Raw genomic sequence first — 25795 nt, 5'->3', positions numbered from 1 at the left:
TATAATTTGATTAATTAAGGCGATTTAAAAGTAAAAAGCCCAAATCTTAATATTTGGGCTTTTAAAGAGAAGTTTTAAATTATTCAGCAGTCTGGCTTTTTCTCTTCTCAAGAATTTTACCGAACAGTAGACCTATTTCAAAAAGCAACCACATTGGAATCGCTAGCATCACCATTGAAATCGCATCTGGCGGAGTAATAAACATAGCAACAAAAAAACATCCCACAATAATAAAACGTCTTTTTTCAGCAAGGCTTTGAGTATTTACTACGCCAATTAAAATCAGTAATAAGGTTGCGATAGGAATTTCAAAAGTGACACCAAACACTAAAAATAGCTTTAAGCAGAAGCTTAAATAACTATTAATGTCGGTCATTGGTGCTACTGTTTCAGGTGAAACGCTAATAAAGAAATGTAATATTGCAGGCAAGGTAATGTAATAAGCAAAAGCGACGCCTGCATAAAATAGAACAATACTACCGATCAGTAACGGTAGCGCTAAATGGCGTTCTTTTTGATAAAGCGCAGGGCGAACAAAAGACCATATTTCATAAAGAATAAATGGCATTGCAAGCATAAGTGCGACAAATAAATTAAGTTTAAATGGCGCCATGAAGGTTGCTGTTACATCTGTTGCAATCATTGAAGATGACGCAGGGAGTTGTAACCTTAAAGGCTCAGATAATAATTGGTAAGTATTATTTCGAAAGGGTAGTAAACAAAAGAATAAGAATAATGTTACCCCTACAATCCTGAATAAATGGCGTCTTAAAACCACCAAATGATTCATGATTGGCATTTGGTCTAGGTTTTCTTGACTATTTACAGTGGTTGAAGGCAGTTGGTTCATACGGCAATCTTCAATTCAACAGGAGATGTTTCTGAAATATCAATTTGAGGAACTAAAGGCGTAAGTTTGGCAACATACGGCACTTTGTAATGGTCTGATATAGGAATACATTTCCGAATAGGCTTTTGTGTTGTTTTAGGTTTTTCAGTAACTTCTAAATGTTCTGAAATCTGCTGTTTTTGTATTTCTTCAAGCTGCTGTTGTACTTTTCGTTCCAATGCTTCGATGCGGTTAAGTTCCTCTTGCATTTCTTTGCGGAACTCAGAAAGACGCAGCTCCTGATCAATCTCGTTTTGCAAATTGGTAATATAGCGTTTTAGTCGAACATACCAACGACCTGCAAAACGTGCAGCTTCGGGAAGCTTATCTGGACCTAAAACTAAAATTGCAATAATTGCAAAACAGAGTAGCTCTGTCATTCCTACATCAAGCATGGGACAAACCTTTAGCTTTTCACTGATGTGCTTTCAGATGTTTTAACTTGTGCGTCAATCGTACGAGGAGTATTTAAAGATGCAGCTTCGTCTTCTTCACGAACTGATTTTTTAAAGTCTCTTACTGCACCGCCAACATCTTTACCGATATTTTTTAATTTAGATGTACCGAACAATAAAATAACGACGATTGCGAAAATAACGACATGCCAAATAGATAAACCAGCCATGATTTTATACCTCTTTTTAGTTCGCTTTATATCAACAGGTTGCCATGACAAGAATGTGACACTTATATTTCATTTTTAAGACAGTATTTATAAGTCGTCAGTTACGGTTAGATTTTTTAAGGATATTCATCGGAGTAATTTTAAATTTTATTTAACTTAGGTTTTAGACTAATTTACGTGAAATAGGCCATACATTTCAAAATTAAAAGGTGTAGCATAACAAGCTGTTTTTAACGAGCAAGAGGAGAGGACGTGGCATTATTACTGCCTGTATTGGCATTTATCACAGGACTTCTACTTGCTCAGACCTCCATTTCAGAAACCGTAAAACCTATTCTCTCAGCTTGGCTTGCACGACTCCTGATTCCGATTGTGATTATTTACAACATGGTCTTTTATCAATCAGGAAGCTTGAGCTTAATGCTCTTTAGTTTTGGTTCGGCGTTCATTATTTTCTTTGCTTATTTGGCTTTATTTAAAGACCGCTTATTGGCACTTTGCGTAAGTTATACCAACATGGGGTGGCTTGGTTTTCCTTTCGCTATGGCTTTATTCGGTCCTGAAGCAACTGCTCCGATTGTGGCTTTATATATTGGAATGTCGCTTTTTGGCAATGCTTGGGCTGTTACGGCAGTCACTACCGCACCACAAAGTAAGCTCAATATATTAAAAAAAGTTTTAACTTCCCCTCCTTGTATATCGATATTCTGCGCTGTGGTGCTCAGGCTCTTAGGTGCTCAACATATTGAACATCCAGCCATACATTGGGTCTATGAAGTTGCTAAATTTGCAATGACTTTTGCTGGTATGTGTGTGCTTGGAATGTGGCTACGCCGTACCAGAGTTTATGCAAAAGACTTAATTTACAGTACCAAAGCTCAAGCCTTTAAAGTGGCCTGTGGATTTGTACTTTGTGGATTAAGTTATAGATTTTTACCGATTCCAAATATAAATCAGCACATCGGTGTAATGTTTTTAATGTTTTGCTTGCCACCGGCAGCCAATATTGTAGCTCTGGAAACCCATTATCAAGGGACGGGGAGATCTGCGGCTTATATCGCATCGGGGACGATTGTGAGTTGTGTGTGTATTGCGATTTATGCAGTGTTTTTACATCTTTATTTCTAAGTAAGATGATTAGATCAGACTGCCTTTGAATAGTGGTTATATGCTTATTTTGTGTATGTAGGCAATACTTTACTTTTGTTTCGTCAAAAGTAACAAAACCATTTGTCGAACTGACGACACATCCTGAGCGATTCCCGAAGCACTGCTTTGGGAATCAGCGCAAGGCAGTGACGGGCGACATCCATGTCGCCTAGCACGATAGCAAATGGCTTTAACGTTAAACTAAATAAATGCTATATAAAGTTTTACTTCTGTAAGCTCTCTCTGAATAACTGCATCGCTTGTCCACGATGACTAATCTTATTCTTATCTTCTTTAGACAACTCAGCGCTAGAAACTTGTAGCTCAGGTAACCAGAATAGTGGGTCATAACCAAAGCCATTTTCACCACGTGCAGCTTCTAAAATTTCGCCGTGCCAAATGCCTTGGAAAATTTGTGGTAAAGGGTCTTCCGCATGAGTCACTAAAGCAAGTACGCACACAAACATACCTTCAATAGCTTCACCATTTTTACGGTATGGCAAAAGGTCATTTAATAACTTAGCATTATTCGCTGCATCGTCACCATGTTCTCCAGCATAACGTGCTGAATAAATACCAGGTGCACCACCTAAAACCGGAACACAAATACCTGAGTCATCAGCCATAGCAGGTTTCCCTGAAATCTTAGAGGCATGACGCGCTTTAATAATGGCATTTTCAATAAAGCTTAAACCGTCTTCAATGGCGTCGGGAATATTAAGGCGACCTTGAGGAATAATTTCTACAGGTAACTTAAGCTGTTCAAAAAGTTTTTCAAACTCTGCGACTTTACCTTTGTTATTACTTGCAAGGACTAAAGAGCCCTGATCAAACCAATGTGGGGTAGACATAAGATAAACCGATCTAAATTTTGCGTATTTTAACCCATTTTAAAAATTATATAGCTGAATTATGAATATGATTGAATAGAACATTTTTTCCTATTAAAAATGATTCGGGCTGTATAGTTTTCTGTCTCGATCAAAGATGTTTGTTGTGGGAGCTTACTTTTGCAATCAAAAGTTACACCTCCAAAAATTGAAGGGAGATTGAAGTCAATATAAGAGATAGGGTAAAAATGCTCTTGGGAATAAAGAGGGAGTTGAAAATGAAATTTATTGTTTGACTTTATTTGTATATCACTGATTTCGGTATCTGTATTCTTTCTGAGTGTTGGTAGCATCAAGATCGTTTCACGTTGTAGATGGGTTGTGATAAACGGGAAAAAGTAATCAGACTCATACATCCCATAAGCTGCTGAATTTATTTGTTCTAACTCTTTCATGAAATCCTTTTGTGTATAGCCATTTTTATAAGAAGTAATTTGAATCGTGAAATTTAACATTTGAGAATGATCGAAAAAGAATGGCTTTAGTATCTGAAATATAATAAGACCACTAACTATAATAAAAATACTGATATAAATTGACAGTTTAAATTCATTCTTATTAAACATTAATTTTCTATTCTCTATAAGTACTGATTTAACAGCAAAATTAGCCTTACGGTTTTTTATATGATACAGAAAAGAACTATCGCAATAAAAAACCGACTCTCACAAGTCGGTTTTTAGATCTTTCAATAGATCTAAGCAAGATTATTGAGCTTGAATCCATTTATCCGCACGGTCGCGTGCCATACGAATTTGCTCTTGAGTTAAGTTTGCGGCAAGAGCTGTCTTTTTACCTTCAGATAAGCTAATCACTTTATTGTCGAGCATGCCATCACGAGTTGAAAGCTCATACCACTGGTAAGCACCTACGTAGTTTTTCTTTTGCTCTTCCATCATCGCGAGGTTATAGCTTGCGCGGTTATCACCATTGCTTGCAGCTTTTTCGAAATACTTACGAGCCATAGACTCATCTTTCTTAATACCAATGCCGTCGGCGTACATACGGCCTACATTTAACTGTGCTGGTGATAAACCTTGGTCAGCAGCAGCTTTAAACCAAGTAAATGCTTGTTTATCGTCTTTTGCTACATCTTTACCGTATTGGTAACGTGTTCCAAGATAAAATTGTGCGCCAGCTTGGCCAGCTTGAGCTGCTTTTTGAAGGTCATGAATCCCCATTGTGGAGAAGCGCGCAGCCTGGCTAGCAACCGATTGTGGCTGGGCGATATAATCTGCATGAGCCTGCATACTTAGCAGTCCTGCAATTAGTGTGCTAAATAATGTCTTTTTCATAGTGCACTCACTCGATAAATAGCGACTTCACCAAACAAATTCGGAACATGTTTGCTTAACAGGCTTCCCTGCTGGTTTCCATTGACGGCGAGTCGATTAATAATTTGTATTTGATTTTCCGCACACAGTGCTTCGAAATCTTTAAACGTACATAAATGAATGTTGGGGGTGTTATACCACATATATGGTAGAGCATCCGATACAGGCATCATCCCTTTTAATGCTAGAAAAGAGCGAGTCTTCCAGTGTGCAAAGTTTGGAAAGGTAATAATGGCCTGTTTTCCCACACGCACCATGTCTCTTAATAAAACATCGGGTGCATCTACGGCTTGCAAAGCTTGTGCCATGACCACATAGTCAAAAGACTGGTCGGCAAAACGGCTCAAACCGAGATTCAAATCTTGTTGAATAATATTTAACCCGCGACTGACGGCAATTGCAATCTTTTCTTGATCAATTTCTAAACCATAAGCACGAATTTGATGCTTTTGGCTCATATGAGCGAGTAATTCACCGTCACCACACCCTAAATCGAGTACGCTAGAGCCGGGTTTAATCCACTTTTCTGCCAGTTGTTGATCAATACGCATTAGCTTGCCTCCAGTGATGTCGATTTTAAATGTTCTTCACCGCCTAAGAAAGCGCGCAGTGTTTTGACATACAGTGGAATCGGGAATAAAAACGAGTCATGACCTTGTTCAGCATCAATATCGAGGTAACTTACCGGCTTATGGTTGGTAATGAGCGCATCTACAATTTCTTGTGAACGGCTTGGTGCAAAACGCCAGTCAGTTGTGAACGAAACAATTAAGAACTGGCATTTGGTTTTACTCATCGCATCTGTAAGTGAATGACCGTACTCACGTGATGGATCAAAATAATCCAAAGCTTTGGTCATAATCAGATAAGTATTGGCATCAAAGTTACGGCTAAACTGTTCACCTTGATAACGCAGATAGCTTTCGACCTGAAACTCGACATCAAAACCATACATAAATTTGCCTGATTTTAAATCACGACCAAATTTCTGTTTCATCGCTTCTTCAGAAAGATAGGTAATATGGCCGACCATACGAGCCAAAATTAGGCCTCGTTTTGGATAGCTATCATTTTCTAAATAACGACCATGATGGAAGTCTGGGTCAGACAAGATGGACTGACGTGCCACCTCGTTAAATGCAATATTCTGTGCTGAAAGCTTTGGCGCACTAGCAATAACGACACATTTTTGTAAACGGTCAGGGTAGTCTACCGACCATTGTAGTGCTTGCATGCCCCCTAATGATCCGCCAACTACTGCATACCAAACACTTACTCCTAAACGGTCAGAAAGCATGGCTTGAGTTTTAACCCAGTCGCGTACTGTTACTAATGGAAAATCTGGTCCATAAGGGCGATTATCATTTTCAGGGTTTGGTGAAGTTGGACCAGTCGATCCACTACATCCACCAATATTGTTGAGTGCAACTACAAAAAAATTATTTGTGTCGATTGCCTTACCCGGGCCAATACAGCTATCCCACCATCCAGCTTTTTTATCATCTTCATGGTGATAGCCCGCTGCATGATGATGTCCGGAAAGGGCATGACAGATCAAAATCGCATTTGATTTATCTGCATTTAAAGTGCCGTAAGTTTCAACCATTAACTCAAAGCGTGGTAAAACACGGCCACATTCAAGATGTAAGGGTTCTTCAAATTGGAACTTTTGCGGAGTGACTAACCCCACTGAGTCAGCTGGAAAAGACACGGGAACATTTCGCCTTTTAAATCTTTCAGGAATAAAAAGAAAGGATACCAAGCTAGGTATCCTTTCCAAAGTCTTTTTTTTAATTAAACAGCGGCGGCAACAACCTGATCTGTACTTAAAACACCTTGATCAATCAAACGGTTGGTACATGCAATAATTGCTTCAATTGATGAGGTGACTGTGTTGTCGTGAACACCCGCACCAAACGAGCCTCTACCAGTACCTTTCACTTGAAGTTCAATTAAGGTTAATGCTTTGGCATTTGCACCTGAACTAATACTACGTTCTTCATAGTTCAATACGTCAATTGGTAATTGAAGTGCATTTAAGAATGCAGAGATAGGACCATTACCTTCGCCACGTAATTGTTGAGTTTCACCTTCAACGTCGATCTCAAGTTCAATGATTTGAGTACCATTTATGTCAGATAACTTATAGTTTTTGACTGTGTAATGGTGGTTCTTCACATCGACATATGCGTCTTTAAACAAGGTCCAGATTTCTTTGGCATTAATTTCTGTACCATTCTCATCAGCATATTGTTGAACAACCTGACTAAATTCAATTTGTAAACGGCGCGGCAATACAACGTTGTAGTTTGATTCCAATAAGTAAGCGATACCGCCTTTACCAGACTGGCTATTTACACGAATTACAGCATCGTAGTCACGGCCCAAGTCTTTCGGGTCGATTGGCAAGTAAGGCATATCCCAGATTTCTTCGTTTTTCTGGTATTCGAAGCCTTTTTTGATTGCATCCTGATGTGAACCAGAGAATGCAGTAAATACCAAGTCACCTGCATATGGATGACGAGGGTGTACAGGTAAACCAGTACATTCTTCAACTGTTGCAATCACTTCATTAATGTTAGAGAAATCTAACTCTGGCGCTACACCTTGGGTGTACATGTTCAATGCAATTGCTGCAACGTCAACGTTACCTGTACGTTCACCATTACCAAACACACAACCTTCAACACGGTCAGCACCGGCCATAATGGCAAGTTCTGATGCAGCAATACCACAGCCGCGGTCATTGTGGCAGTGAACAGAAATAATCACGCCATCACGACGTGCCAAGTTACGATGCATCCATTCAATTTGGTCTGCATAAACATTTGGCGTAGAAACTTCTACAGTCGCTGGCAAGTTTAAAATCACTTTATGATCTGGACGTGCATCCCAAATTTCTGTGACGGCATCACAGACATCTTTTGCGACTTCTAATTCGGTTGCAGAGAAACATTCTGGGCTGTACTGGAAAATCCAGTCAGTTTGAGGATATTGCGCAGCATACTCTTTCACTTTCTGAGCTGCATTCACCGCCAACTGTTTTGCGCCATTTACATCTACATTCAACACCTTTTGGCGGAAGGTTGGAGAGTTAGAGTTATAAATATGCACAATTGCGCGCTTAGCACCTGCTAAAGCTTCGAAAGTACGCTCAATTAAATGGTCACGTGCCTGAACCAAAACTTCAATGTACACATCATCAGGAATATGATTTTCTTCGATTAACATGCGGGTAAAATCGAAGTCAATTTGAGATGCAGACGGGAAGCCGATTTCAATATGTTTAAAACCGATTTTTACAAGCATTTTGAACATTTTGAATTTTTGTTCCATGTTCATTGGTTCAAAAATTGCTTGGTTACCATCACGTAAATCCGTGCTCATCCAGATTGGCGCTTTTGTAATTTCGTTATTTGGCCATTGGCGATCTGGTAAATCGACTCGCTGGTACATACGGCGGTATTTTTTGCTAGGGTCAGCCAACATCATGAGAAAACTCCTTATCTCGTAGCACGGTTGCTCTAGGTATCGTGTGAAAGGCAACGTTCTACAGTTATATATGGTATCTAATACAGAAAAATTAAAGGGAATTTAGAAAGGTCTGCTCTAAAATGCAGACAAAAATTTATACGCGCGCGAGGCGCAGCATCAGGAGTTCGAGATGATGTCTTGCTTGAGTAGGCTGGGCAAACAAGTGATTCGTTTTCATCTATAGACCATGTAATAGTAAGTTTGGTGGTTTGCTAATATGCTTATTGTTTAGATATATCACATCTAAACAATGATTACACGTTGTGCAAAAGTCTTATACACATTTTAATTTCAGTGTTCAGAAAATAATTTTCTAATTTTGCATTGTTCTATATTTTATCGAAAATAATTTTCATTATTTTGCCTTATTGAGATAAAAATAATTAATTAGACTAAATAAGGCAAAAATAAATAGAGTTACAGTTCTGACCACATACGGATAAGGTTGTGATAGATGTTGGTGAGTTTCATGACTTCAATATAACTATCACCATGTGATTTCCGTAGTTCACGTATGCTTTCATCTAAATTAAAGAGAAGATGTCGTTTACTATCGTCGCGTACTAAGCTTTGTACCCAGAAAAAAGAAGCAAATCGAGTACCTGATGTAATACTACTGACTTCATGCAAGCTAGTAGAAGGGTAGAGAACTACGTCACCAGCAGGTAATTTAACTTCGTGATAACCATAAGTATCTTCAATCACTAGGTCACCCCCCTCATATTCATCTGGTTCGCTTAAAAATAAGGTACAAGATAAATCGGTACGAATTTGTTCCGCTGTACCACGGATAAGACGAATTGAGTTATCTACATGGAAACCAAAGCTTTCATGTTCATCATAACGATTAAAAAGCGGTGGAATAATTTTGTGGGGTAGGGCTGCTACTTGAAACACAGGATTTTGCCAAATTGCTTTAATGACAATATCACTTAAGTGATGTGTAAGCGGGTCTTGTTCAGAGAGTTGTTGATTTCTTTTAACAGAGGCAGACAAAGTGCCGGCAGTTACTTTACCACCTACCCAATTTGCCTCTTTCATGAGCTTGCGAAACTCGGCAACTTGCTCTTTGCTTAAAACATTCGGGATATGATGAATCACAGCAAACACCTTTTAAGTAGATACTTTATTTATAAAGATAGCCTCATTACGAGGCTATCTTTATATCTGCTTTAATTAATACCATAAATAAATTATGGAATTAAATTTTAGTATTTAAAGTTAATGGCTAAAACGGCGTTACGACCATTGCCTTCAAATGCATAGTGAGCCGGGTGAGCACTTGTAAAATAGCGTTTATCAGAAATGTTATTGATATTAAGCTGTAAGTTTACGTTCTTGTTGACATCGTATTTAGCCATAGCATTGTAAATGGTATAAGTTGGCAAATATTTGTCTTCAAGCATTGTTGCGCCAGTATTTGTATTGGTAAATACTTTATCGCGGTATTCGGCACCAGCACCTAGAGTTAACTTAGGTAGTACTCGATAAGTAGACCACAATGTCGCACTATTTTTAGCGACGAATGGGAGCGGTTTACCTTCTTGTGCAACTGCGTTATAAGCCGCTTTTGTCAATTCACTATCTAAATAGCTATAACCCGCAGAAACTTCCCATTTGTCGGTTACTTTACCGTTGAATCCGACTTCGAAGCCATCAACTTTACTTTCACCAGCATTGGTTGTGGTATTGGCATCAATAGCGATACGAGTATTTTGTTTCTCGGTACGGAAAATAGCAGCAGTTAAGTTTGCACGATTATTGAATAGATCCCATTTAGTACCAACTTCGAAAGTACGTGCTTTTTCTGGAGATAAATCATTTGCTTGTTGAGAAGAAGTAGATAAAGCATCTGCACCATCACCTTGGTCTACCCCAACCGGATTTGCAGAAGTTGCGAAACTTGCATAGATACTGCCATTTTCAGTTGGTTTATAAACTAAACCAGCTTGATAAGAGAAGTAGTCACTATCATTTTCGAATTTTTGACCAGCTGCAATACTTATGTCATTTGTGTAGTTGCCGCTCGTACTTGTTTTATCGATATCTTTAACAGTTTTATAAATATTTTTATTATATTTACGTTCAGTTTCGAATTTATCCCAACGTATACCTAAATTTAAAAGCCATTGTGGATTAAATTCGATGCTATCTAATGCATAAAGAGAAACAGTACGGCTGCGAGTTGTATACTGATTTTTGATGCTGCCTAAAGTATCAGTAAATGCTCCATTCATGGGGTTGTTGACTGAAGTACACCAGCCATTCGAAAGAGCACTACTTACAGGACAACTGGTGTTATGGACAGTAGATGTTGTGCCAGAGGCATCAGTAAACGTATAAACCCCTTGATTTGATTGTTGGTAGCTCCACTCGGCACCTGTATTAAAAGAGTGTTTAAGAGTACCAGTATTGAATTTACCTTTTAATGCAAGCTGATCGCTATAAGCATCTGTGTCTACAATCCGACTTAAAGCACGACGTGAAATAGTACCGTTTTTCGTTACATTACCTTTTGAGTCATCTGCATTGGTATAGATGTAATCTGATTTAGATTTTGTGTAAGACATCGTATTTGATAATGTTAAATCATCAGCGAGATCATGTTCTAATTTAAACGTACCGATATGGTTTTCACGTTTATCAAAATCACGAGCTTTCCAACCGTAATACATGCCTTGTTTTACATCAATTGGTTTCCCACCAACAGGAAGGAATGGAATACCTGCATCTGGTTCATCATTACTACGTAAATAGTAGTAGCTCAATGTTCCTCGAGTTGCTGTATCTAGGCCAAATGCAAGACTTGAAGCAATACCAGCGCGAGCATATTCAGCACCATCATTTGAACCAGCTTTTTCATTTTCATGGCCCATAACTACAACTCGGCCAGCAACACCATTACCAAAGTCTTTGTTTGCATCAAGTTGGATATGGCGATAGTTATCGGTACCACCTTGAACACTACCTTGGTAAACATCACCTTCATGAGCAACTTTAGGAATCAGGTTAATGCTGCCCCCAACACCACCACCGCCGCCAAGAGCTGAAGAAGATCCTTTAATGACTTCAACTTGCTCAATAGCGAACATGTCACGATTTTGAGAAGTTGAATTACGAACACCATCAACATAGACAGAGGATTGAGCGCTATAGCCACGAATATATGGCATATCGGTAAATGGGGTACCGCCTTCACCTGCACCTAAAGTAATACCTGGTTCATAGCGTAAAGCTTCGAGTAGGGTGTTAGAGTTTGAATCTTTAATTAATTTTTGAGAAAGAATAGAAACGGATTTTGGAGTATCTAAAAGGGGAGCAACTAATTTTGAATTTGCCGACTCATCTACTTTTAAAGATTCTTCGTGAGTTGCTTGAGTATGAATAGTTGGTAGTTGTGAAACAGTTTCTTGTGCCATTGCAGTCGTTGCAATCATAGAAAGGGATGATGCGATTGCAGATGAAACAATTTTTTTACGTGTTCTAATCAATGACATGACTTTCAGGACTTAAATATAAAACGTTATGCGAATAATAATAATTCTTATTTATATGTACAGTTTGTGTTAATTGGATTTGTCGATAGGATTGTGAAGAAAATATGAAAGATTTAATCGGATTTTGTCGCTAAAAATTGCTAATTAATTAATTATTATTAATTTTTATGAAAAACGATAATTATTGATAAATTAATTGTAATTTTAGATTTATGAAGCATAGCTAAAAAATTACTTTAGCTAAAGGTTGAATTAAAAAAAATTAAAAAATCATAAAATTATTGTGAAATTTACTGGAAAAACGGCCTTCAATTTACTGATCTGATCGGTTAATTTTGTATATCTTGAAAGTTGTCATATAATACAGCACTTTTTTAAAAACTGTTCCTACTAACTAATTTTTATCGAGGAAGCCATGCAAGTAACGACTGAAGCGGTTTCGGGCGTTGCCCGTCGTTTAAATGTTTCTGTACCGACGAGCCGTATTAACGAGCAATTTGAAGCTCGTTTGAAGCGCACTGCCAAAACTGTGAAGATCAACGGCTTCCGTCCGGGTAAAGTACCTGCAAACGTTGTTCGTCGCGAATACGGTGCAAGTATTTATCAAGAAGTTGTGAATGACATCATTCGTGACAGCGTATTCGAAGCAATTCAACAAGAAAAAATCAATGCGGTAGGTATGCCGAACATTGAGAAAGTTGAACATAAAGAAGATGCTTTAGTTTTTGAAGCAACTGTAGAAGTTTATCCTGAAGTTGAAGTAAAAGCATTTGACGGCTTAGAAGTTGAACGTAAAACAGCTGAAATTAAAGACGCTGACGTTGACACTATGATCGAAAACTTGCAAAAACAACGTCAAACTTGGGCTGTAACCAAGGGTATGGCGAAAAAAGACATGCAAGTGACTTTTGACTTCGAAGGTTCTATCGACGGTGAGAAGTTCGAAGGCGGTTCTGCTGAAGACTTTAAACTTGTGTTAGGTTCAGGTCGTATGATTCCTGGCTTCGAAGACGGTATCGTTGGCATGAAAGCTGGTGAAGAGAAAGTAATTGATGTGACTTTCCCTGAAGATTACCAAGCTGAAAACTTAGCTGGTAAAGCAGCTCAATTCAAAATCACTGTGAAGCAAGTTGAAAAACCTAAACTTCCAGAGATTGATGCTGAATTCTTAAAAATCTTCGGTGTTACTGAAGAAGAAGGCGTTGAAAAATTAAAAGCTGACGTTCGTAAAAACATGGAACGTGAAGTTCGCAATGGTTTACGTAACCAAGTTAAACAAGCTGCATTTGATGCTCTTGTTGCTGCTAACGAAGTTGAAGTTCCAGCTGCAATGGTTGCTCAAGAAATTGACCGTCAACGTCAACAAATGGTTCAACAGTTCACTCAACAATTTGGTGGTGCTGGTGCTCAATCTTTTGACAAGAGCATGCTTCCTGACGAATTGTTCAAAGAACAGGCAGAGCGTTCTGTTAAACTTGGCGTATTAGTAAGCAAAGTTTTAGCTGATGCTAAACTTGAAGTTGACCAATCACGTGTTGATGCTTACATCGACGACATGGCTTCTTCTTATGAAGATCCAACTGAAGTGATCGAATACTTCAAAAACGACGCTCAACAACGTGCTCAAATCGAAGCTGTTGTATTAGAAGATCAAGTTGTTGATCACATCTTAGCTGCTGCTAAAGTGACTGACAAAGCAGTATCTTACGAAGACTTGTTGAAAGAACAACAAGCTCGCCGTATGGGCTAATCTTTTGAGAAGTCAGGAAAAGGCGCTTTAGGCGCCTTTTTCATTTTTAGGTATGTGGTTAATTTGAGTACGTCATTAAGTACTTAGGTATAAATAATATAATATTTCAGTGCGAACCTTTTGCAATTTGAGAAATTATCCCGCATATTGTTGCCATAGGTTAAGTCACAAAAAATTTAGGAATAAATAACGTATGTATGTTCCAACAATTGAAAATGCTTTAGTTCCTGTTGTGGTTGAACAATCTTCTCGCGGCGAACGTTCTTTTGATATTTATTCACGACTTTTACGTGAGCGCGTCATTTTTCTAACTGGTGAAGTTGAAGACAACATGGCAAATTTGATTGTTGCTCAAATGTTGTTCTTGGAAGCTGAAAACCCAGATAAAGATATCCATCTTTATATTAACTCGCCAGGTGGTTCAGTCACTGCTGGTATGGCGATTTATGACACGATGCAATTTATCAAACCTGATGTAGTGACATACTGTATGGGGCAGGCTGCATCTATGGGCGCATTTTTATTAAATGCTGGTGCTAAAGGTAAACGCTATTGCCTTGAAAATGCACGTGTAATGATTCACCAACCATTAGGTGGATTCCGTGGTCAGGCATCAGACATTGAAATTCACGCACGTGAAATTCTATTTATTAAAGAACGCTTGAATCGTTTGATGGCAGAACACAGTGGTCAAGACTATGACACGATTGCTCGTGATACCGATCGTGATAACTTTATGACTGCACAAGCAGCAAAAGAATATGGCTTAGTCGATCAGGTATTAAGTAAGCGTCCATAAGGGGAGTTTTTAAGTGGCTTGAGTTGTCGGAAAACGCCTCCATATAGTCATTTAACCCTATCGCTTGCCCTCATATTTAAGATTCTATTTGTGGAGAGAATATGTCCGAACATCCTCAAGGACAAAAACATTGTTCATTTTGCGGTAAAACGCAGTCTGAAGTCGGGAAACTGATTGCGGGCGAGGACGCATATATTTGTAATGAGTGTGTAGATGTCTGCTTAGACCTTGTACAAACCAGCCAACAGGTTGAAGCAGGTGACTGGGCGAGCAAGGCATTGCCAAAACCACATGAAATACGTGCTGCGCTTGATCAATATGTGATTGGTCAGGATCTTGCCAAAAAGACATTATCTGTTGCCGTTTATAACCATTATAAGCGTTTGAAAGTCGGGCAATCTGGTCATGTGTCTAAAGATGTGGAAATTGCTAAAAGTAACATTCTACTGATTGGACCTACCGGTTCAGGTAAAACATTACTTGCTCAAACATTGGCTCGTTTGTTAGATGTTCCGTTTGCTATGGCAGATGCGACTACTTTAACTGAAGCGGGTTATGTTGGCGAAGACGTTGAAAATATTGTACAAAAGCTTTTGCAAAAAGCGGATTACGATGTAGAGAAAGCTCAAAAGGGCATTATCTATATCGATGAAATCGACAAGATTACACGTAAATCTGAAAATCCGTCGATTACGCGTGACGTTTCTGGTGAAGGTGTACAACAAGCATTGCTTAAGATGATTGAAGGTACTGTAGCTTCAATTCCACCACAAGGTGGACGTAAACATCCGCAGCAAGAGTTCATTCAAATTGATACCTCAAATATCTTATTTATTTGTGGTGGTGCATTTGCTGGACTGGAAAAAATTGTACAACAGCGCCAAGAGAAAGGCGGAATTGGCTTTACAGCTGACGTGAAGAAAAAAGATGAAAGCAAGAAAATTGCTGAATTATTCCGTCAAGTTGAGCCAACTGACTTAGTAAAATTTGGTTTGATCCCAGAATTTATTGGTCGTTTACCAGTTATTGCAACGCTTGAAGAGCTTGATGAAGAAGCATTAATGCAAATTTTGACAGAACCAAAAAATGCATTAACTCGCCAATATCAATACTTGTTCAACATGGAAAATGTTGACCTTGTATTTGAAGATTCAGCTTTACGTGCAGTTGCTAAGCGAGCGCTTGAGCGTAATACCGGAGCTCGTGGTCTACGTTCGATTTTGGAAAATGTTTTACTTGAAACGATGTATGACTTACCAAGTCGTACAGATGTAGGAACAGTTTTCATTAATGAAGCAGTCATTAATGGTGAAGCTGAACCTGTTTACAAGCCAGAACGTCAGCCTAAAGAAACAGCAACTCATGAAAGTGTTGCTAAGGCAGATTTAAAAGTAATTGATTCGAAGTCTGCTTAGATTTCATTCATCTAAAAAAGCATGAATCGCGTGAGTGATTCATGCTTTTTTTGTTTTCAATTCATGTAGGTGGTGTTAATCTAAAAAAACAAAATACGCATAGTTTTGCGATATAGAAAAATCAAAAGAAAACGCTTTGAGGGATGTCATGCGTTATTTAATTATTGTATTAAGTTGTACCGCATTACTTGTGGGTTGCCAAAGTTCATCACACTTAGCAAAAAACTCAGGTGAGCTGACTGCGACTTTACCTAAAGTTGATGTAGATAAAGCACCCGGTGTATTTGATCAATACCATGTGGGTGGTTTTAGCATGGGTGGATGGGTCAACCAAAAATTAGGTCAGACATTTGTACCGATTAAACCGCAAAATGAACATGCAGCAGTTGTTTATCTTTATCGGCCAGACACCAAATGGAACCGTCAGGAAATTGCAGCCATCAATTTGTTTGTAAATGGCAAACGAATTCCAAGCTTATTACATAACCATTATTACTGGATTGAATTGCCGGCAGGAAGTTATCGTATTTCTGCAAGTCGGCCTTTATTAGGTATTCATTTCCAAGAGCCAAAATATATTGATATTACGGTCGATGCCGGAACGTCTTATTATTTAAAATACGATGAAGAAAATAAAATGGACCGTGGTGAACACACTGGCCCATTTATGTTAATGCAGGAAAATATCGGACGTAGAGAGATAGCATTTACTGAGCTTAAATCTTCTAGCTATAATTTTGTTGCTGAAGATACTTCAGGAAAAATACGTCATAAACCGCAAGAGCTAAAACCAGCTAAATATGATGAGAAGTCAGATGTCCATCTGATTAAACCATTTAAGTTATGGAACCCTTTAACGTGGTAATCATACTAATGAGTAAAAAGTGGAAGAACAGAACTTCCACTTTTAATAATAAGATTATTTTTAAAGATATTAACCCAAATCTAAGGTTAAATAATGATGGTGTATTGCACTATAATTTAGAATTGGAATTAATCGGCTTTTTACAATTTGCATAAATGTATATGAGTCATATTGCTCCCCTAGATTTAGATCAGCAATCTTACTCAGCTCAGTTAAGTCAATATAATTAAGCCTTTGGGCATACATTTCTACAGTTTCTGGACTCATTATATAAACTCCCTCAGCAACTTCGTGGCATAAAAATCGTGTTGAAAATAAGTCCTTTTGATGTAAAAGATTTAAATGTTCATGGTGGTAATGCTCAAAAGAAGTTCGATATAGATCTTTATCTTCTAGTAAAAAATTAAAAAAATTAGGACTAGCTTTAGCCTGTTCCAATTTGTTTTCTGATATTGATGATAACCATAGTGAATTCATTTTTAATTTCCCAAAAATTAGAAGTTTTGCTGTATTTCTTTAATATCTATTAAATACTGTTGTTTTAATACTTCAAAATCATATTGCTCCATATCATCAAATTTTAAATGATGAAGTTTTGCTGCTATAAATATACGTTGCTGATTGATTAAAGCTCTATTATTTGACCACAAGAGTGGTTTCATATATTCGATAAGTTCTATAATTTTATTTTTGGAAACAAATTTAATGAAAATAAGTAAGCCATTATAGCGAAGTAAAGGACTATTATTTATTTTTAAATTTTGCTCGAATTGCTGAAAAATATAATTAGCAATCTTAATTTTACTATCATCATCAAGTAATTCGATATACTGATATAATAGTTCTCTACTGATATTTTGAACAGTATCTAAAGATAAAATCAACCATGAGTGAATAATTTTAGGATTAATAATATCTTTTGATTTTTTCCATTTTAATTCGGGAAGCTGATTTAAGTCTAAAAATGCTATTTCATTTTTTTTATATTTAGACATTACTTTTTTGGCTTCTAATAGTAAATATTCAGGGTTTAGATAATCTGAAATATTAGTTCCTATTTTACTCAAAAATGTTACGATAATATAATTTAAACTACCATCTTTTCCTTTTTTGAGAAGTTGAATAAGATACTCTTGATTTGATGAGGTTGGAAAGTCCGATAACCAAATAATTAGATCAATCAGAATATTTTTAGTTTTATATGTTTGAATTAATTGTTGAATATATATATCAATATGTGGAATTTTAGAACAAAATTTTCTAAAATTTTTTCTAAAATTAACTTCGCTAATTAAGTGTTTTATATTGTTGGCTAATAAATCAAAGTTATTAATCATAAACTGTTCAAAGTTTTTTGTCCTTATTAAAATCTGTGTAGCAATAGAGCTTTCTGAACTATTCATCAGATGGTTTAAAATAAATGCATCATTGACTTCTGGATAAATTAGGCTTAATTGATCAATCAAAAAATAAATATCAATATCTGCTACATGTAGGCCTTTAATTAATTCAATATAAGGCAGGTGTGTTTCCCACGTAATTTTAAAGAATGATCGATAATAACGAGATGGGAGTGTTCTTTTGATATTTTTATCAGTTAGCATCTTGTCAAATAAAGGCTTTAAACGAATGTAATGATAGAGATTAAATTCATCTAATTTGAAAACTTGGCTTTCTTCAAAAAAAGCTTGATGATAGGCAACAAAAGTTCTAGGCTCAATTTGTATGTTTTCACCATTTAATCCATCGATCCAATTTAACCAAAAACTATCTTCCTGATAGCGGTTTTGCCACCATGATTGATGGATAGTTTCCAAAGTTTTAATAGGGTCTAATTTTTGCTGAATATAATTATCAGGTTGTACAATACGAGATTTTTTAAATTTTGATAAGTCAAAAGATATATGAGAGCTTTTTTTTGTAATTTGAGTTGATTTAGAGATTTTTTTAGGAAGTTTTAGTTTTAGTTCTTCATCTCTAATGTAATTGTATGCTTCTGCATTATTTTGAATCGCAGCATAACATAGATCATAAGTCTGATTCTTTAAATATTTTAAAGCCAAGCCATTTTGTTGTATCGCAGCTAAGCAAATTTCAAAATCCTGTTGTTGGACATATTTTAAAGCCAAGCCATTTTGTTGTACTGCAGCTAAGCAAATTTCAAAATCCTGTTGTTGGGCATATTTTAAAGCTAAGCCATTTTGTTGTACTGCAGCGAAACAAATATTATAGGTTTGTTCTTTAACATAGCTTAAAGATAAGCCTTGTGTTTGGACTGCTGCTAAACAGATTTCGGGTGTTTGTTGTTTTACCCATCTTAAAGCTTCACCACTTTGCTCTACTGCGGCTAGGCATAACAGTGTGTTTTGTTCAGGAATGTACGCTAAAGCACTACCATTGGTTTGTACAGCAATTAAAAATAAATTTTCATCTGGTTCGGTAATATATTCTAAGGCATAGCCACTTTGCTGAACTGCCAGTAAACATAGTTCAGGAGTCTGTCGATGTGCATACTTAATGAGTTTGCCATTTTTTTGAATTAAAGCACGATAAATTACATCATCGGGTTCTTTGATGTAAGAATAAAGCTCATCAAGACTCCAATATGATGTTGCTTCAATTGCAGCTAAACAAATTTCGGTTGTTTGTTGTGGAACATTCTCTAAAATGTGGTAGTTTTCTTGAATAGCTTTAATCCAAAAATCATCTGTTTGATAAAGTTGTGGAATTAATGAAATTACTTTTTCCCTATTATTAATTGAACTATGTGTTAAAGCTAAAAGGCAGAGTTCTTCATTAAATTCATTGATATAAGCTAGATTTAATGGATTTTTTTTGATTTGTCCGACCGTTAAGTCTTTCCCATTTTTTTGCCCAACAACTGTAGATGCTTTAAGTGCTTTTGACATTTATTACTTTTCCCCTTAAATAATATGTTCATCATACTAACGTTGGTTGAGTAGAATAAAAAGATATTAATAAAATTAAGGCGTTAGGTTATGTCGCGTAGAAAATTCAAGTATTAAAAAAGGGGGTATTCCCCCCTAACTTGATTATTCGTTCTTCATTAGTTTTTTATTTATAGATTGTGTGACATTATATGAATAATTATGTGATTTAAATCAAACATAAAAAAGGGAAAAGTTAAGACTTTTCTTTATCTTTCATCAATGGCGCAATAATTTTAAGCATCTCTTCTTGCATGTGATCACGTGCTTTAGGGTCATTAAAGGTTTGTTGACCCAGCTCCATCATATATTCTGAAATTTGTCCCATAATCTGTACGTTTTTACGCGTAATCGATTGGCCTTCTGGGGTTTTCAAAAATTTCAGATTTGCCTGAACTTCTTCTTCAGTATATGTCTTTAAATAAATATCTTGTAAGGCTTGCGTAGTTTTTGGGCTACTAATGAGCTGGTTACTCGAATCTTTTAAAAGTAAGCCTAACTTTTTCGCTGCCTCTTTTTCTTTCGGGCCTAAAGTTTTGATGCCCGTAATATTAGTGATGATCTGTTCAGCTTGTTGATCATAATAAGGCGTTAATTCATTAATTGATTCTTTAAGCAAATAATCAATTTGGCTCATTTGCATGAGTTCTTTCACTGAACTTAATTTGGCAGGAGAAGCAAATAAGCTTGTTGTAATACAGCTTAGGCAGAGGCTGATTGAGAGATTTTTAAGAATAGGGCGGATAGTCATGAAATGACCTATATGCAGTTTATGGCGGGTGGGTGTATTTATTAATAGCACAGATTGGTGAATCAATTGTTACAATTCTTTTCAATTTCCAAAAAAATTATAAGGCATAAAAAAAGCACCGAATTCGGTGCTTTTCTTGATTAGCCTACTGCGGCATCGATTACTGGAATTTTTCCAATTTTCGCTTGCCAGATTTTTGGAGCCACTGCGTGAATTGATGTACCGTTTACATCAACCGCTACAGATACAGGCATATCTTCAACTACAAATTTGTAGATTGCTTCCATACCTAAGTCAGCGAAGGCAACAACTTCAGCTTCACGAACAGCTTTAGATACGAGGTAAGCTGCACCACCAACTGCCATGAGGTAAGTTGCTTTGTTGTCTTTGATTGCTTCAATTGCTGTTGGACCACGGTCAGCTTTACCAATCATACCGAATAGACCAGTATGCTCGAGTACTTTACGTGTGAATTTGTCCATACGTGTTGCAGTTGTAGGACCAGCAGGACCAACAACTTCATCACCCACTGGATCAACAGGACCAACGTAGTAAATGAATTTACCTTTAAGATCAACTGGTAATTCTTCACCATTGTCGATCATTTCAACCATACGTTTGTGCGCCGCATCACGACCTGTGTACATTGTACCGCTAAGAAGTAAAGTGTCGCCTGGTTTCCAAGAATCCATTTCTTCTTGAGTAATGGTATCAAGGTTTACACGTTTAGACTGTGAAGAGTCCCAAGTTACTGATGGGTAGTCTTCAAGTTTTGGTGCTTGAATATGAGCTACGCCTGAACCATCAAGCTGGAAGTGAGCATGGCGAGTCGCAGCACAGTTCGGAATCATACCAACTGGTTTACCAGCAGCATGACATGGATAATCTTTGATTTTAATATCAAGAACAGTCGTTAAACCACCAAGACCTTGTGCACCAATACCAAGAGCATTTACTTTCTCAAAGATTTCGATACGAAGTTCTTCGATTTTGTTTTCTGGTCCACGGCGAAGTAATTCGTCCATGTTGATTTCTTCCATGAGTGCTTCTTTCGCAAGCATCATGGCTTTTTCAGCAGTACCACCAATACCGATACCGAGCATACCAGGAGGACACCAACCTGCACCCATAGTTGGAACAGTTTTAAGAACCCAGTCAACAATCGAGTCAGATGGGTTAAGCATAGCAAGTTTAGATTTGTTTTCTGAACCGCCACCTTTCGCAGCAACAGTAATATCTACTTTGTTACCCGGTACGAGTTTGTAGTGAATAACAGCAGGGGTGTTGTCTTTTGTATTTTTACGACCGAATGCAGGGTCAGCAAGTACAGATGCACGAAGAACGTTGCTGTTTTCAAGGTAACCTTGGCGAACACCTTCATTTACTGCATCGTCTAAGCTCATTGTTAAATCGAATTTAACATCTAAGCCCACTTCAAGGAAAACGTTAACAATACCAGTATCTTGGCAAATTGGACGATGACCTTCCGCACACATGCGAGAGTTAATTAAAATCTGTGCAATTGCATCCTTTGCAGCTTTGTTTTCTTCGCGATCATAAGCACGGCTCATCGCTTGGATAAAGTCTTGCGGGTGATAGTACGAAATAAACTGTAGGGCGTCCTTGATTGATGTAATCAAGTCATCTTGTTTGATAATCGTTGTCATACCAAAAAATCTCTTGAGCGGGCTGTTAGCTAGCGGGCTAAATTATATGACAAAAACACAATCTTGTGGGGGATTGGTTGATCTTTTGACCGAAAGTCGAATAAGACCAATGCTAAGTGATTTAAAACTAAGAACAACCAACTGCTAAGGCAGTTATTTGAGAATAAAAAAAGCCATTTGAGCGGACATCAAATGGCGAGAGGTAGAAAAGATTAAATGATATTAATTATTTGGCAGCAGCTTGTTGTTCAGCCTGAATTGCTGTTAATGCAATAGTAAAGACGATGTCATCTACTAAAGCACCACGAGACAAGTCATTGACTGGTTTGTTTAGGCCTTGCAACATTGGTCCAACGCTGACTACATTTGCTGCACGTTGTACTGCTTTATAGGTCGTGTTACCTGTATTTAAGTCTGGGAAAATAAATACATTGGCACGACCAGCAACACGTGAGTCAGGTGCCTTTTGACGACCCACACTTTCAACAGAAGCTGCATCGTATTGGAGTGGACCATCAATCAGTAAATCAGGGCGACGTTGCTGAGCAATTTGAGTCGCTTGTTGTACTTTCTCAACATCCGCACCTGTTCCAGAGGTTCCAGTCGAGTAGCTGATCATGGCAATACGTGGGTCAATTCCAAACGCTTTTGCAGAGTCAGCAGACTGAATCGCAATTTCAGCAAGCTGGTCGGCTGTAGGGTCTGGGTTAATTGCACAGTCACCGTAAACATAGACTTCATCTGGTAAAAGCATAAAGAATATGGATGAAACCAGTGAGTAAGAAGGTGCGGTTTTAATCAGTTGAAAAGCAGGGCGCACGGTGTTCGCTGTTGTATGAACTGCACCAGAAACCAAACCGTCTACATGATCTAGCGCCAGCATCATGGTGCCGAGAACTACGGTGTCTTGTAATTGATCTTTGGCTTGTAACTCGTTGAGTTTACCTTTGCGCAGTTCAACCATTGGTGAAACATATTGGTTGCGAATACTGTCCGGATCAATAATTTCTAGGTCAGCTGGTAGTTCAATACCGCGTGCTTTTGCAACGTCTTGTACTGCATCTGGTTTTGCTAGCAAAATACAATGCGCAATACCACGCGCCTGACAAATAGCAGCTGCTTCAATAGTACGTGGCTCATCGCCTTCTGGAAGCACAATTCGTTTTTTAGCTGCAATTGATTTTTGCACTAACTCATGACGGAATGCAGAAGGAGAAAGGCGTGGAGTTGCACCGTTATTACTGTGCTGTTTAAGCCATTCGACATCGATATGACTTGAAACAAAACGAGTCACTTGCTCGGCACGTTCAGTGTCATCGATTGGAATTTCATTACCAAAATCAGATAAGCGCTGTGCCGTTTCCAGTGTGTTTAAACGGGTATGTAAAATTGGTAAGCCTTGTTTGATAGCGCTTTGGCAAAACTCTAAAAGCTCAGGGGCAGGTGCTTCACGTTCGGTCAGTACCAAGCCTGCCAATGGAATACCGTTGCTGGTTGCCAAGCTACCTGCAAGTAAAACGTCGGTACGTTCAGATGCACTAATAATCAGTTCGCCAGCAATGAATTTATTCAGTTCATATTCAATGCTTGAGGCAATTAAACTTGAATGCAAAATACGACGTGTTTTCGCTTCGCCTTGATGTACCCATTGACCGTCAATCACGTTCGCGATGTCTAAAGTTCTAGGTACACTTAAGGTATTACTAAATGGGACTAAACCAATAATGGGTAAATCGTTCGATCCAAAGTAGCGATTATATTTTTGCAGCTCTGTCGTAAATTTTGCGATGTCTTCAGTCGGTCGTAACGATGGATCAAACGCAACAGGAATCTGAGCTGTTTCCTCAGATAACCCGCGTGTACGCATAAAGAGTACACCTGCTGTTCGGTTTGAAGTTGCACCGCCAAACTGACGCAAGTGAGCTTCAACTTTCTCGGCTGTTTTACGTGGGTTTTGAATGTCAGCAGTGCTCACTAAAACCACTTCTGCATCGAGGGCTTGAGCAAGACTTGCATTAAGCTCACTGGCAAAATGGTCTTGTCCATTTGGCAATAGGCCTTCAACAATAATGACATTGTTGTCTGCTGCAATACTACGATGAAGACTTACTGCTTCTTCAAGTAGCTCATCAACTTCACCTGACGCAATGCGTTGGGTTAACTTTTCATGAGAAATGGATTGAACAGTTTTACCTTGAAATAAATGACCAAATAAAGATGTAGTTCGGTCTAAATTTTCTTGATCTACCTGAGAAAACGGTTTTAAAAAGCCTGCTTTAATCCCATTACAATCAAGTGCATAAATCATACCTAAGCAGGCAGAGGTTAAACCAACCCCTTCACCTGTAGGAATTAATAAAATTGTATTCATATAAACCTATAAATAAATGAATAGCGTTTTTTGACTTCTGTAATTAAGCAAGGCTAACTTCAGGAGATGTATTTTGTGCAACGTCTACAACCTGACGAGTTTCTTTGGCAATACGGCCTTCTTCATCGGTTGGAATCACCCAAATTTGTGGGCCTGTACCACTATCGATACGACCTTCTGTGCCACGTTTTAAATTGTTGTTCTGGTCTTTATCGAGCTGTAAACCAAAGTGAGGTAAATAAGCTAAAGTTTTTTCACGAATGTAAGCTGAGTTTTCACCAATACCACCTGTGAAGATCAGGCCATCAATGCTCGGTAAACCACAGCTTAAGGCAGCAAGTGATTTTGCAAGGCGGTAGCTAAATACTTCAATTGCAAGACGCGCATCTTCGTTGCCATTTTCAGAGGCTTCAATCACTGTACGCATATCGTTAGAGAGTTGTGATAAGCCGAGTAAGCCACTTTCGTTATTCAAAACTTTATCGATTTTCGCCAAGTCCCAACCAAGATTTTTTGCAAGGAAACTGTGTAAGCTTGGGTCGACATCCCCACTACGGGTTCCCATCACAACGCCTTCAAGCGGAGTAAGGCCCATAGAGGTATCAACACTTTGTCCATTCCATACGGCACATGTCGAACTACCATTGCCCAAGTGTGCTGTTAACCAACCGCCTTTTTGGAAATTACCAGCCAGTTCACTACCGCGGTCAGACACATAAGCATGACTTGTGCCGTGGAAGCCATAGCGGCGAACGTTATGATCTGTATATAAAAATTTAGGGATTGCATAACGGTATGCATGCGCAGGCATGGTTTGATGAAATGCAGTGTCAAATACGGCAACTTGAGGTAATTCAGGAAATAGGCGCATCGTTGCTTCAATCCCGATTAAGTGGGCTGGGTTATGAAGCGGTGCAAGAGGAGTAGCTGCACGAATACGTTCTATAATTTCAGGAGTAAGTAATTCAGCTTTGGTGAGGCTTCCACCATGTACGACACGGTGACCGATTGCTTGAGGTTTATAGTTTGCAAGACGTGCAAGTAAAGTTTCTAAAGCTTTGGCGTGGTCAGCATAGGGAATTGAGAGCTCTAGTGGTTCTCCACCGACAGTAATTCCTTTAATACGAGCATCAGCCGCCCCTAAGTTTTCTGCTAAACCATAAATACGATCTTCACGACGGTCTGAAACCAGCGCGTATTTAATAGATGAAGAACCGCAATTAATAACTAATACTGATGTAGCCACGTTGAAATACCCAAGTCCTGATTTAAAAATAGTTTTCCTAACTTCCTGATCAAAAGGCATTAATT

The 25795-nt window shown here is 38.1% G+C and carries 22 protein-coding genes; 5 read left to right on the top strand and 17 right to left on the bottom strand.

Going from position 1 to position 25795, the window contains the following annotated elements:
• Positions 1-79 precede the first annotated feature (79 nt).
• Genes tatC through ACH8JV_RS03535 form a run of 3 tightly spaced genes read right to left on the bottom strand, consistent with a single transcriptional unit; the run spans position 80 to position 1514 of the window.
• Positions 80-850 (bottom strand): twin-arginine translocase subunit TatC, encoded by a 771-nt coding sequence (gene tatC, locus ACH8JV_RS03545; protein ID WP_002053474.1) that lies wholly within the window; start codon positions 848-850, stop codon positions 80-82.
• Positions 847-1284, bottom strand: coding sequence for a Sec-independent protein translocase protein TatB (gene tatB / locus ACH8JV_RS03540; protein WP_396519744.1), 438 nt, complete (start codon positions 1282-1284; stop codon positions 847-849). The genes tatC and tatB overlap by 4 nt, the downstream gene beginning before the upstream one ends.
• A gap of 11 nt (positions 1285-1295) precedes the next feature.
• Positions 1296-1514 carry a Sec-independent protein translocase subunit TatA gene (locus ACH8JV_RS03535; protein ID WP_002053267.1) on the bottom strand — a complete coding sequence of 73 codons (219 nt, stop codon included), beginning with the start codon at positions 1512-1514 and terminating at the stop codon, positions 1296-1298.
• Between the two features lie 252 nt (positions 1515-1766).
• Between ACH8JV_RS03535 and ACH8JV_RS03530 the strand changes: the two genes are divergently transcribed.
• Entirely contained in the window at positions 1767-2642 is an 876-nt protein-coding gene (locus ACH8JV_RS03530; RefSeq protein ID WP_396519742.1) for an AEC family transporter, read from the top strand.
• Between the two features lie 245 nt (positions 2643-2887).
• On the opposite strand, the gene rdgB is transcribed toward ACH8JV_RS03530, so the two are convergent.
• The 8 genes from rdgB to ACH8JV_RS03490 all read right to left on the bottom strand — a co-directional run bounded on the left by rdgB (position 2888) and on the right by ACH8JV_RS03490 (position 11918).
• Complete coding sequence (gene rdgB, locus ACH8JV_RS03525) at positions 2888-3514, bottom strand: RdgB/HAM1 family non-canonical purine NTP pyrophosphatase (protein ID WP_057070025.1); 627 nt, start codon at positions 3512-3514, stop codon at positions 2888-2890.
• 59 nt (positions 3515-3573) lie between these two features.
• Positions 3574-3948: a hypothetical protein gene (locus ACH8JV_RS03520; RefSeq protein ID WP_223237490.1), complete on the bottom strand. Its 375-nt coding sequence runs from the start codon at positions 3946-3948 to the stop codon at positions 3574-3576.
• A 312-nt stretch (positions 3949-4260) separates the two neighbouring features.
• Positions 4261-4848 carry a tetratricopeptide repeat protein gene (locus tag ACH8JV_RS03515; protein ID WP_396519740.1) on the bottom strand — a complete coding sequence of 196 codons (588 nt, stop codon included), beginning with the start codon at positions 4846-4848 and terminating at the stop codon, positions 4261-4263.
• Positions 4845-5438: a methionine biosynthesis protein MetW gene (gene metW / locus ACH8JV_RS03510; RefSeq protein WP_001217230.1), complete on the bottom strand. Its 594-nt coding sequence runs from the start codon at positions 5436-5438 to the stop codon at positions 4845-4847. The genes ACH8JV_RS03515 and metW overlap by 4 nt, the downstream gene beginning before the upstream one ends.
• Entirely contained in the window at positions 5438-6598 is a 1161-nt protein-coding gene (locus tag ACH8JV_RS03505) for a homoserine O-acetyltransferase (RefSeq protein ID WP_311087139.1), read from the bottom strand. Before ACH8JV_RS03505 ends, metW begins: the two co-directional genes overlap by 1 nt.
• An 83-nt stretch (positions 6599-6681) precedes the next feature.
• Complete coding sequence (leuA, locus tag ACH8JV_RS03500) at positions 6682-8379, bottom strand: 2-isopropylmalate synthase (protein ID WP_263612883.1); 1698 nt, start codon at positions 8377-8379, stop codon at positions 6682-6684.
• Between the two features lie 459 nt (positions 8380-8838).
• Complete coding sequence (locus tag ACH8JV_RS03495) at positions 8839-9522, bottom strand: Fe2+-dependent dioxygenase (RefSeq protein ID WP_396519738.1); 684 nt, start codon at positions 9520-9522, stop codon at positions 8839-8841.
• A gap of 107 nt (positions 9523-9629) precedes the next feature.
• Positions 9630-11918, bottom strand: coding sequence for a TonB-dependent siderophore receptor (locus ACH8JV_RS03490; protein WP_263612885.1), 2289 nt, complete (start codon positions 11916-11918; stop codon positions 9630-9632).
• Positions 11919-12333: 415 nt separating this feature from the next.
• Between ACH8JV_RS03490 and tig the strand changes: the two genes are divergently transcribed.
• The 4 genes from tig (at position 12334) to ACH8JV_RS03470 (ending at position 16747) form a co-directional block, all read left to right on the top strand.
• Positions 12334-13668 (top strand): trigger factor, encoded by a 1335-nt coding sequence (gene tig, locus ACH8JV_RS03485; protein ID WP_263612886.1) that lies wholly within the window; start codon positions 12334-12336, stop codon positions 13666-13668.
• 193 nt (positions 13669-13861) lie between these two features.
• Positions 13862-14467, top strand: coding sequence for an ATP-dependent Clp endopeptidase proteolytic subunit ClpP (gene clpP / locus ACH8JV_RS03480; RefSeq protein WP_000289452.1), 606 nt, complete (start codon positions 13862-13864; stop codon positions 14465-14467).
• Between the two features lie 101 nt (positions 14468-14568).
• The gene (gene clpX / locus ACH8JV_RS03475; protein WP_002053318.1) at positions 14569-15882 is read left to right on the top strand and encodes an ATP-dependent Clp protease ATP-binding subunit ClpX; all 1314 of its coding nucleotides are present in this window, start codon (positions 14569-14571) and stop codon (positions 15880-15882) included.
• A 148-nt stretch (positions 15883-16030) separates the two neighbouring features.
• Positions 16031-16747 carry a DUF2846 domain-containing protein gene (locus ACH8JV_RS03470; RefSeq protein ID WP_284084288.1) on the top strand — a complete coding sequence of 239 codons (717 nt, stop codon included), beginning with the start codon at positions 16031-16033 and terminating at the stop codon, positions 16745-16747.
• 69 nt (positions 16748-16816) lie between these two features.
• On the opposite strand, the gene ACH8JV_RS03465 is transcribed toward ACH8JV_RS03470, so the two are convergent.
• The 6 genes from ACH8JV_RS03465 to ACH8JV_RS03440 all read right to left on the bottom strand — a co-directional run bounded on the left by ACH8JV_RS03465 (position 16817) and on the right by ACH8JV_RS03440 (position 25730).
• The gene (locus ACH8JV_RS03465; RefSeq protein WP_347913965.1) at positions 16817-17224 is read right to left on the bottom strand and encodes a hypothetical protein; all 408 of its coding nucleotides are present in this window, start codon (positions 17222-17224) and stop codon (positions 16817-16819) included.
• A gap of 17 nt (positions 17225-17241) precedes the next feature.
• Entirely contained in the window at positions 17242-19656 is a 2415-nt protein-coding gene (locus ACH8JV_RS03460) for a DUF4116 domain-containing protein (protein WP_396519735.1), read from the bottom strand.
• A 235-nt stretch (positions 19657-19891) separates the two neighbouring features.
• Complete coding sequence (locus tag ACH8JV_RS03455; RefSeq protein WP_004710671.1) at positions 19892-20446, bottom strand: DUF2059 domain-containing protein; 555 nt, start codon at positions 20444-20446, stop codon at positions 19892-19894.
• A gap of 140 nt (positions 20447-20586) precedes the next feature.
• Entirely contained in the window at positions 20587-22113 is a 1527-nt protein-coding gene (locus ACH8JV_RS03450) for a fumarate hydratase (RefSeq protein ID WP_396519733.1), read from the bottom strand.
• 226 nt (positions 22114-22339) lie between these two features.
• Complete coding sequence (gene pta, locus ACH8JV_RS03445; protein ID WP_396480439.1) at positions 22340-24484, bottom strand: phosphate acetyltransferase; 2145 nt, start codon at positions 24482-24484, stop codon at positions 22340-22342.
• Positions 24485-24527: 43 nt separating this feature from the next.
• Positions 24528-25730: an acetate/propionate family kinase gene (locus ACH8JV_RS03440; protein WP_134262239.1), complete on the bottom strand. Its 1203-nt coding sequence runs from the start codon at positions 25728-25730 to the stop codon at positions 24528-24530.
• Between the last annotated feature and the right edge of the window lie 65 nt (positions 25731-25795).

Source organism: Acinetobacter sp. ABJ_C5_2 (assembly GCF_044538485.1).
GTDB classification, from domain to species: Bacteria; Pseudomonadota; Gammaproteobacteria; order Pseudomonadales; family Moraxellaceae; genus Acinetobacter; species Acinetobacter nosocomialis_A.
The sequence above is the reverse complement of the archived record's forward strand: the minus strand, read 5'-3'. Positions and strand labels throughout refer to the sequence as shown.

Coding starts and splice junctions, on each gene's coding strand:
- tatC (WP_002053474.1), bottom strand. CDS start 850: ATGAACCAACTGCCTTCAACCACTGTAAATAGTCAAGAAAACCTAGAC.
- tatB (WP_396519744.1), bottom strand. CDS start 1,284: ATGCTTGATGTAGGAATGACAGAGCTACTCTGTTTTGCAATTATTGCA.
- ACH8JV_RS03535 (WP_002053267.1), bottom strand. CDS start 1,514: ATGGCTGGTTTATCTATTTGGCATGTCGTTATTTTCGCAATCGTCGTT.
- rdgB (WP_057070025.1), bottom strand. CDS start 3,514: ATGTCTACCCCACATTGGTTTGATCAGGGCTCTTTAGTCCTTGCAAGT.
- ACH8JV_RS03520 (WP_223237490.1), bottom strand. CDS start 3,948: ATGAAAGAGTTAGAACAAATAAATTCAGCAGCTTATGGGATGTATGAG.
- ACH8JV_RS03515 (WP_396519740.1), bottom strand. CDS start 4,848: ATGAAAAAGACATTATTTAGCACACTAATTGCAGGACTGCTAAGTATG.
- metW (WP_001217230.1), bottom strand. CDS start 5,438: ATGCGTATTGATCAACAACTGGCAGAAAAGTGGATTAAACCCGGCTCT.
- leuA (WP_263612883.1), bottom strand. CDS start 8,379: ATGATGTTGGCTGACCCTAGCAAAAAATACCGCCGTATGTACCAGCGA.
- ACH8JV_RS03490 (WP_263612885.1), bottom strand. CDS start 11,918: ATGTCATTGATTAGAACACGTAAAAAAATTGTTTCATCTGCAATCGCA.
- tig (WP_263612886.1), top strand. CDS start 12,334: ATGCAAGTAACGACTGAAGCGGTTTCGGGCGTTGCCCGTCGTTTAAAT.
- clpP (WP_000289452.1), top strand. CDS start 13,862: ATGTATGTTCCAACAATTGAAAATGCTTTAGTTCCTGTTGTGGTTGAA.
- clpX (WP_002053318.1), top strand. CDS start 14,569: ATGTCCGAACATCCTCAAGGACAAAAACATTGTTCATTTTGCGGTAAA.
- ACH8JV_RS03470 (WP_284084288.1), top strand. CDS start 16,031: ATGCGTTATTTAATTATTGTATTAAGTTGTACCGCATTACTTGTGGGT.
- ACH8JV_RS03465 (WP_347913965.1), bottom strand. CDS start 17,224: ATGAATTCACTATGGTTATCATCAATATCAGAAAACAAATTGGAACAG.
- ACH8JV_RS03460 (WP_396519735.1), bottom strand. CDS start 19,656: ATGTCAAAAGCACTTAAAGCATCTACAGTTGTTGGGCAAAAAAATGGG.
- ACH8JV_RS03455 (WP_004710671.1), bottom strand. CDS start 20,446: ATGACTATCCGCCCTATTCTTAAAAATCTCTCAATCAGCCTCTGCCTA.
- ACH8JV_RS03450 (WP_396519733.1), bottom strand. CDS start 22,113: ATGACAACGATTATCAAACAAGATGACTTGATTACATCAATCAAGGAC.
- pta (WP_396480439.1), bottom strand. CDS start 24,484: ATGAATACAATTTTATTAATTCCTACAGGTGAAGGGGTTGGTTTAACC.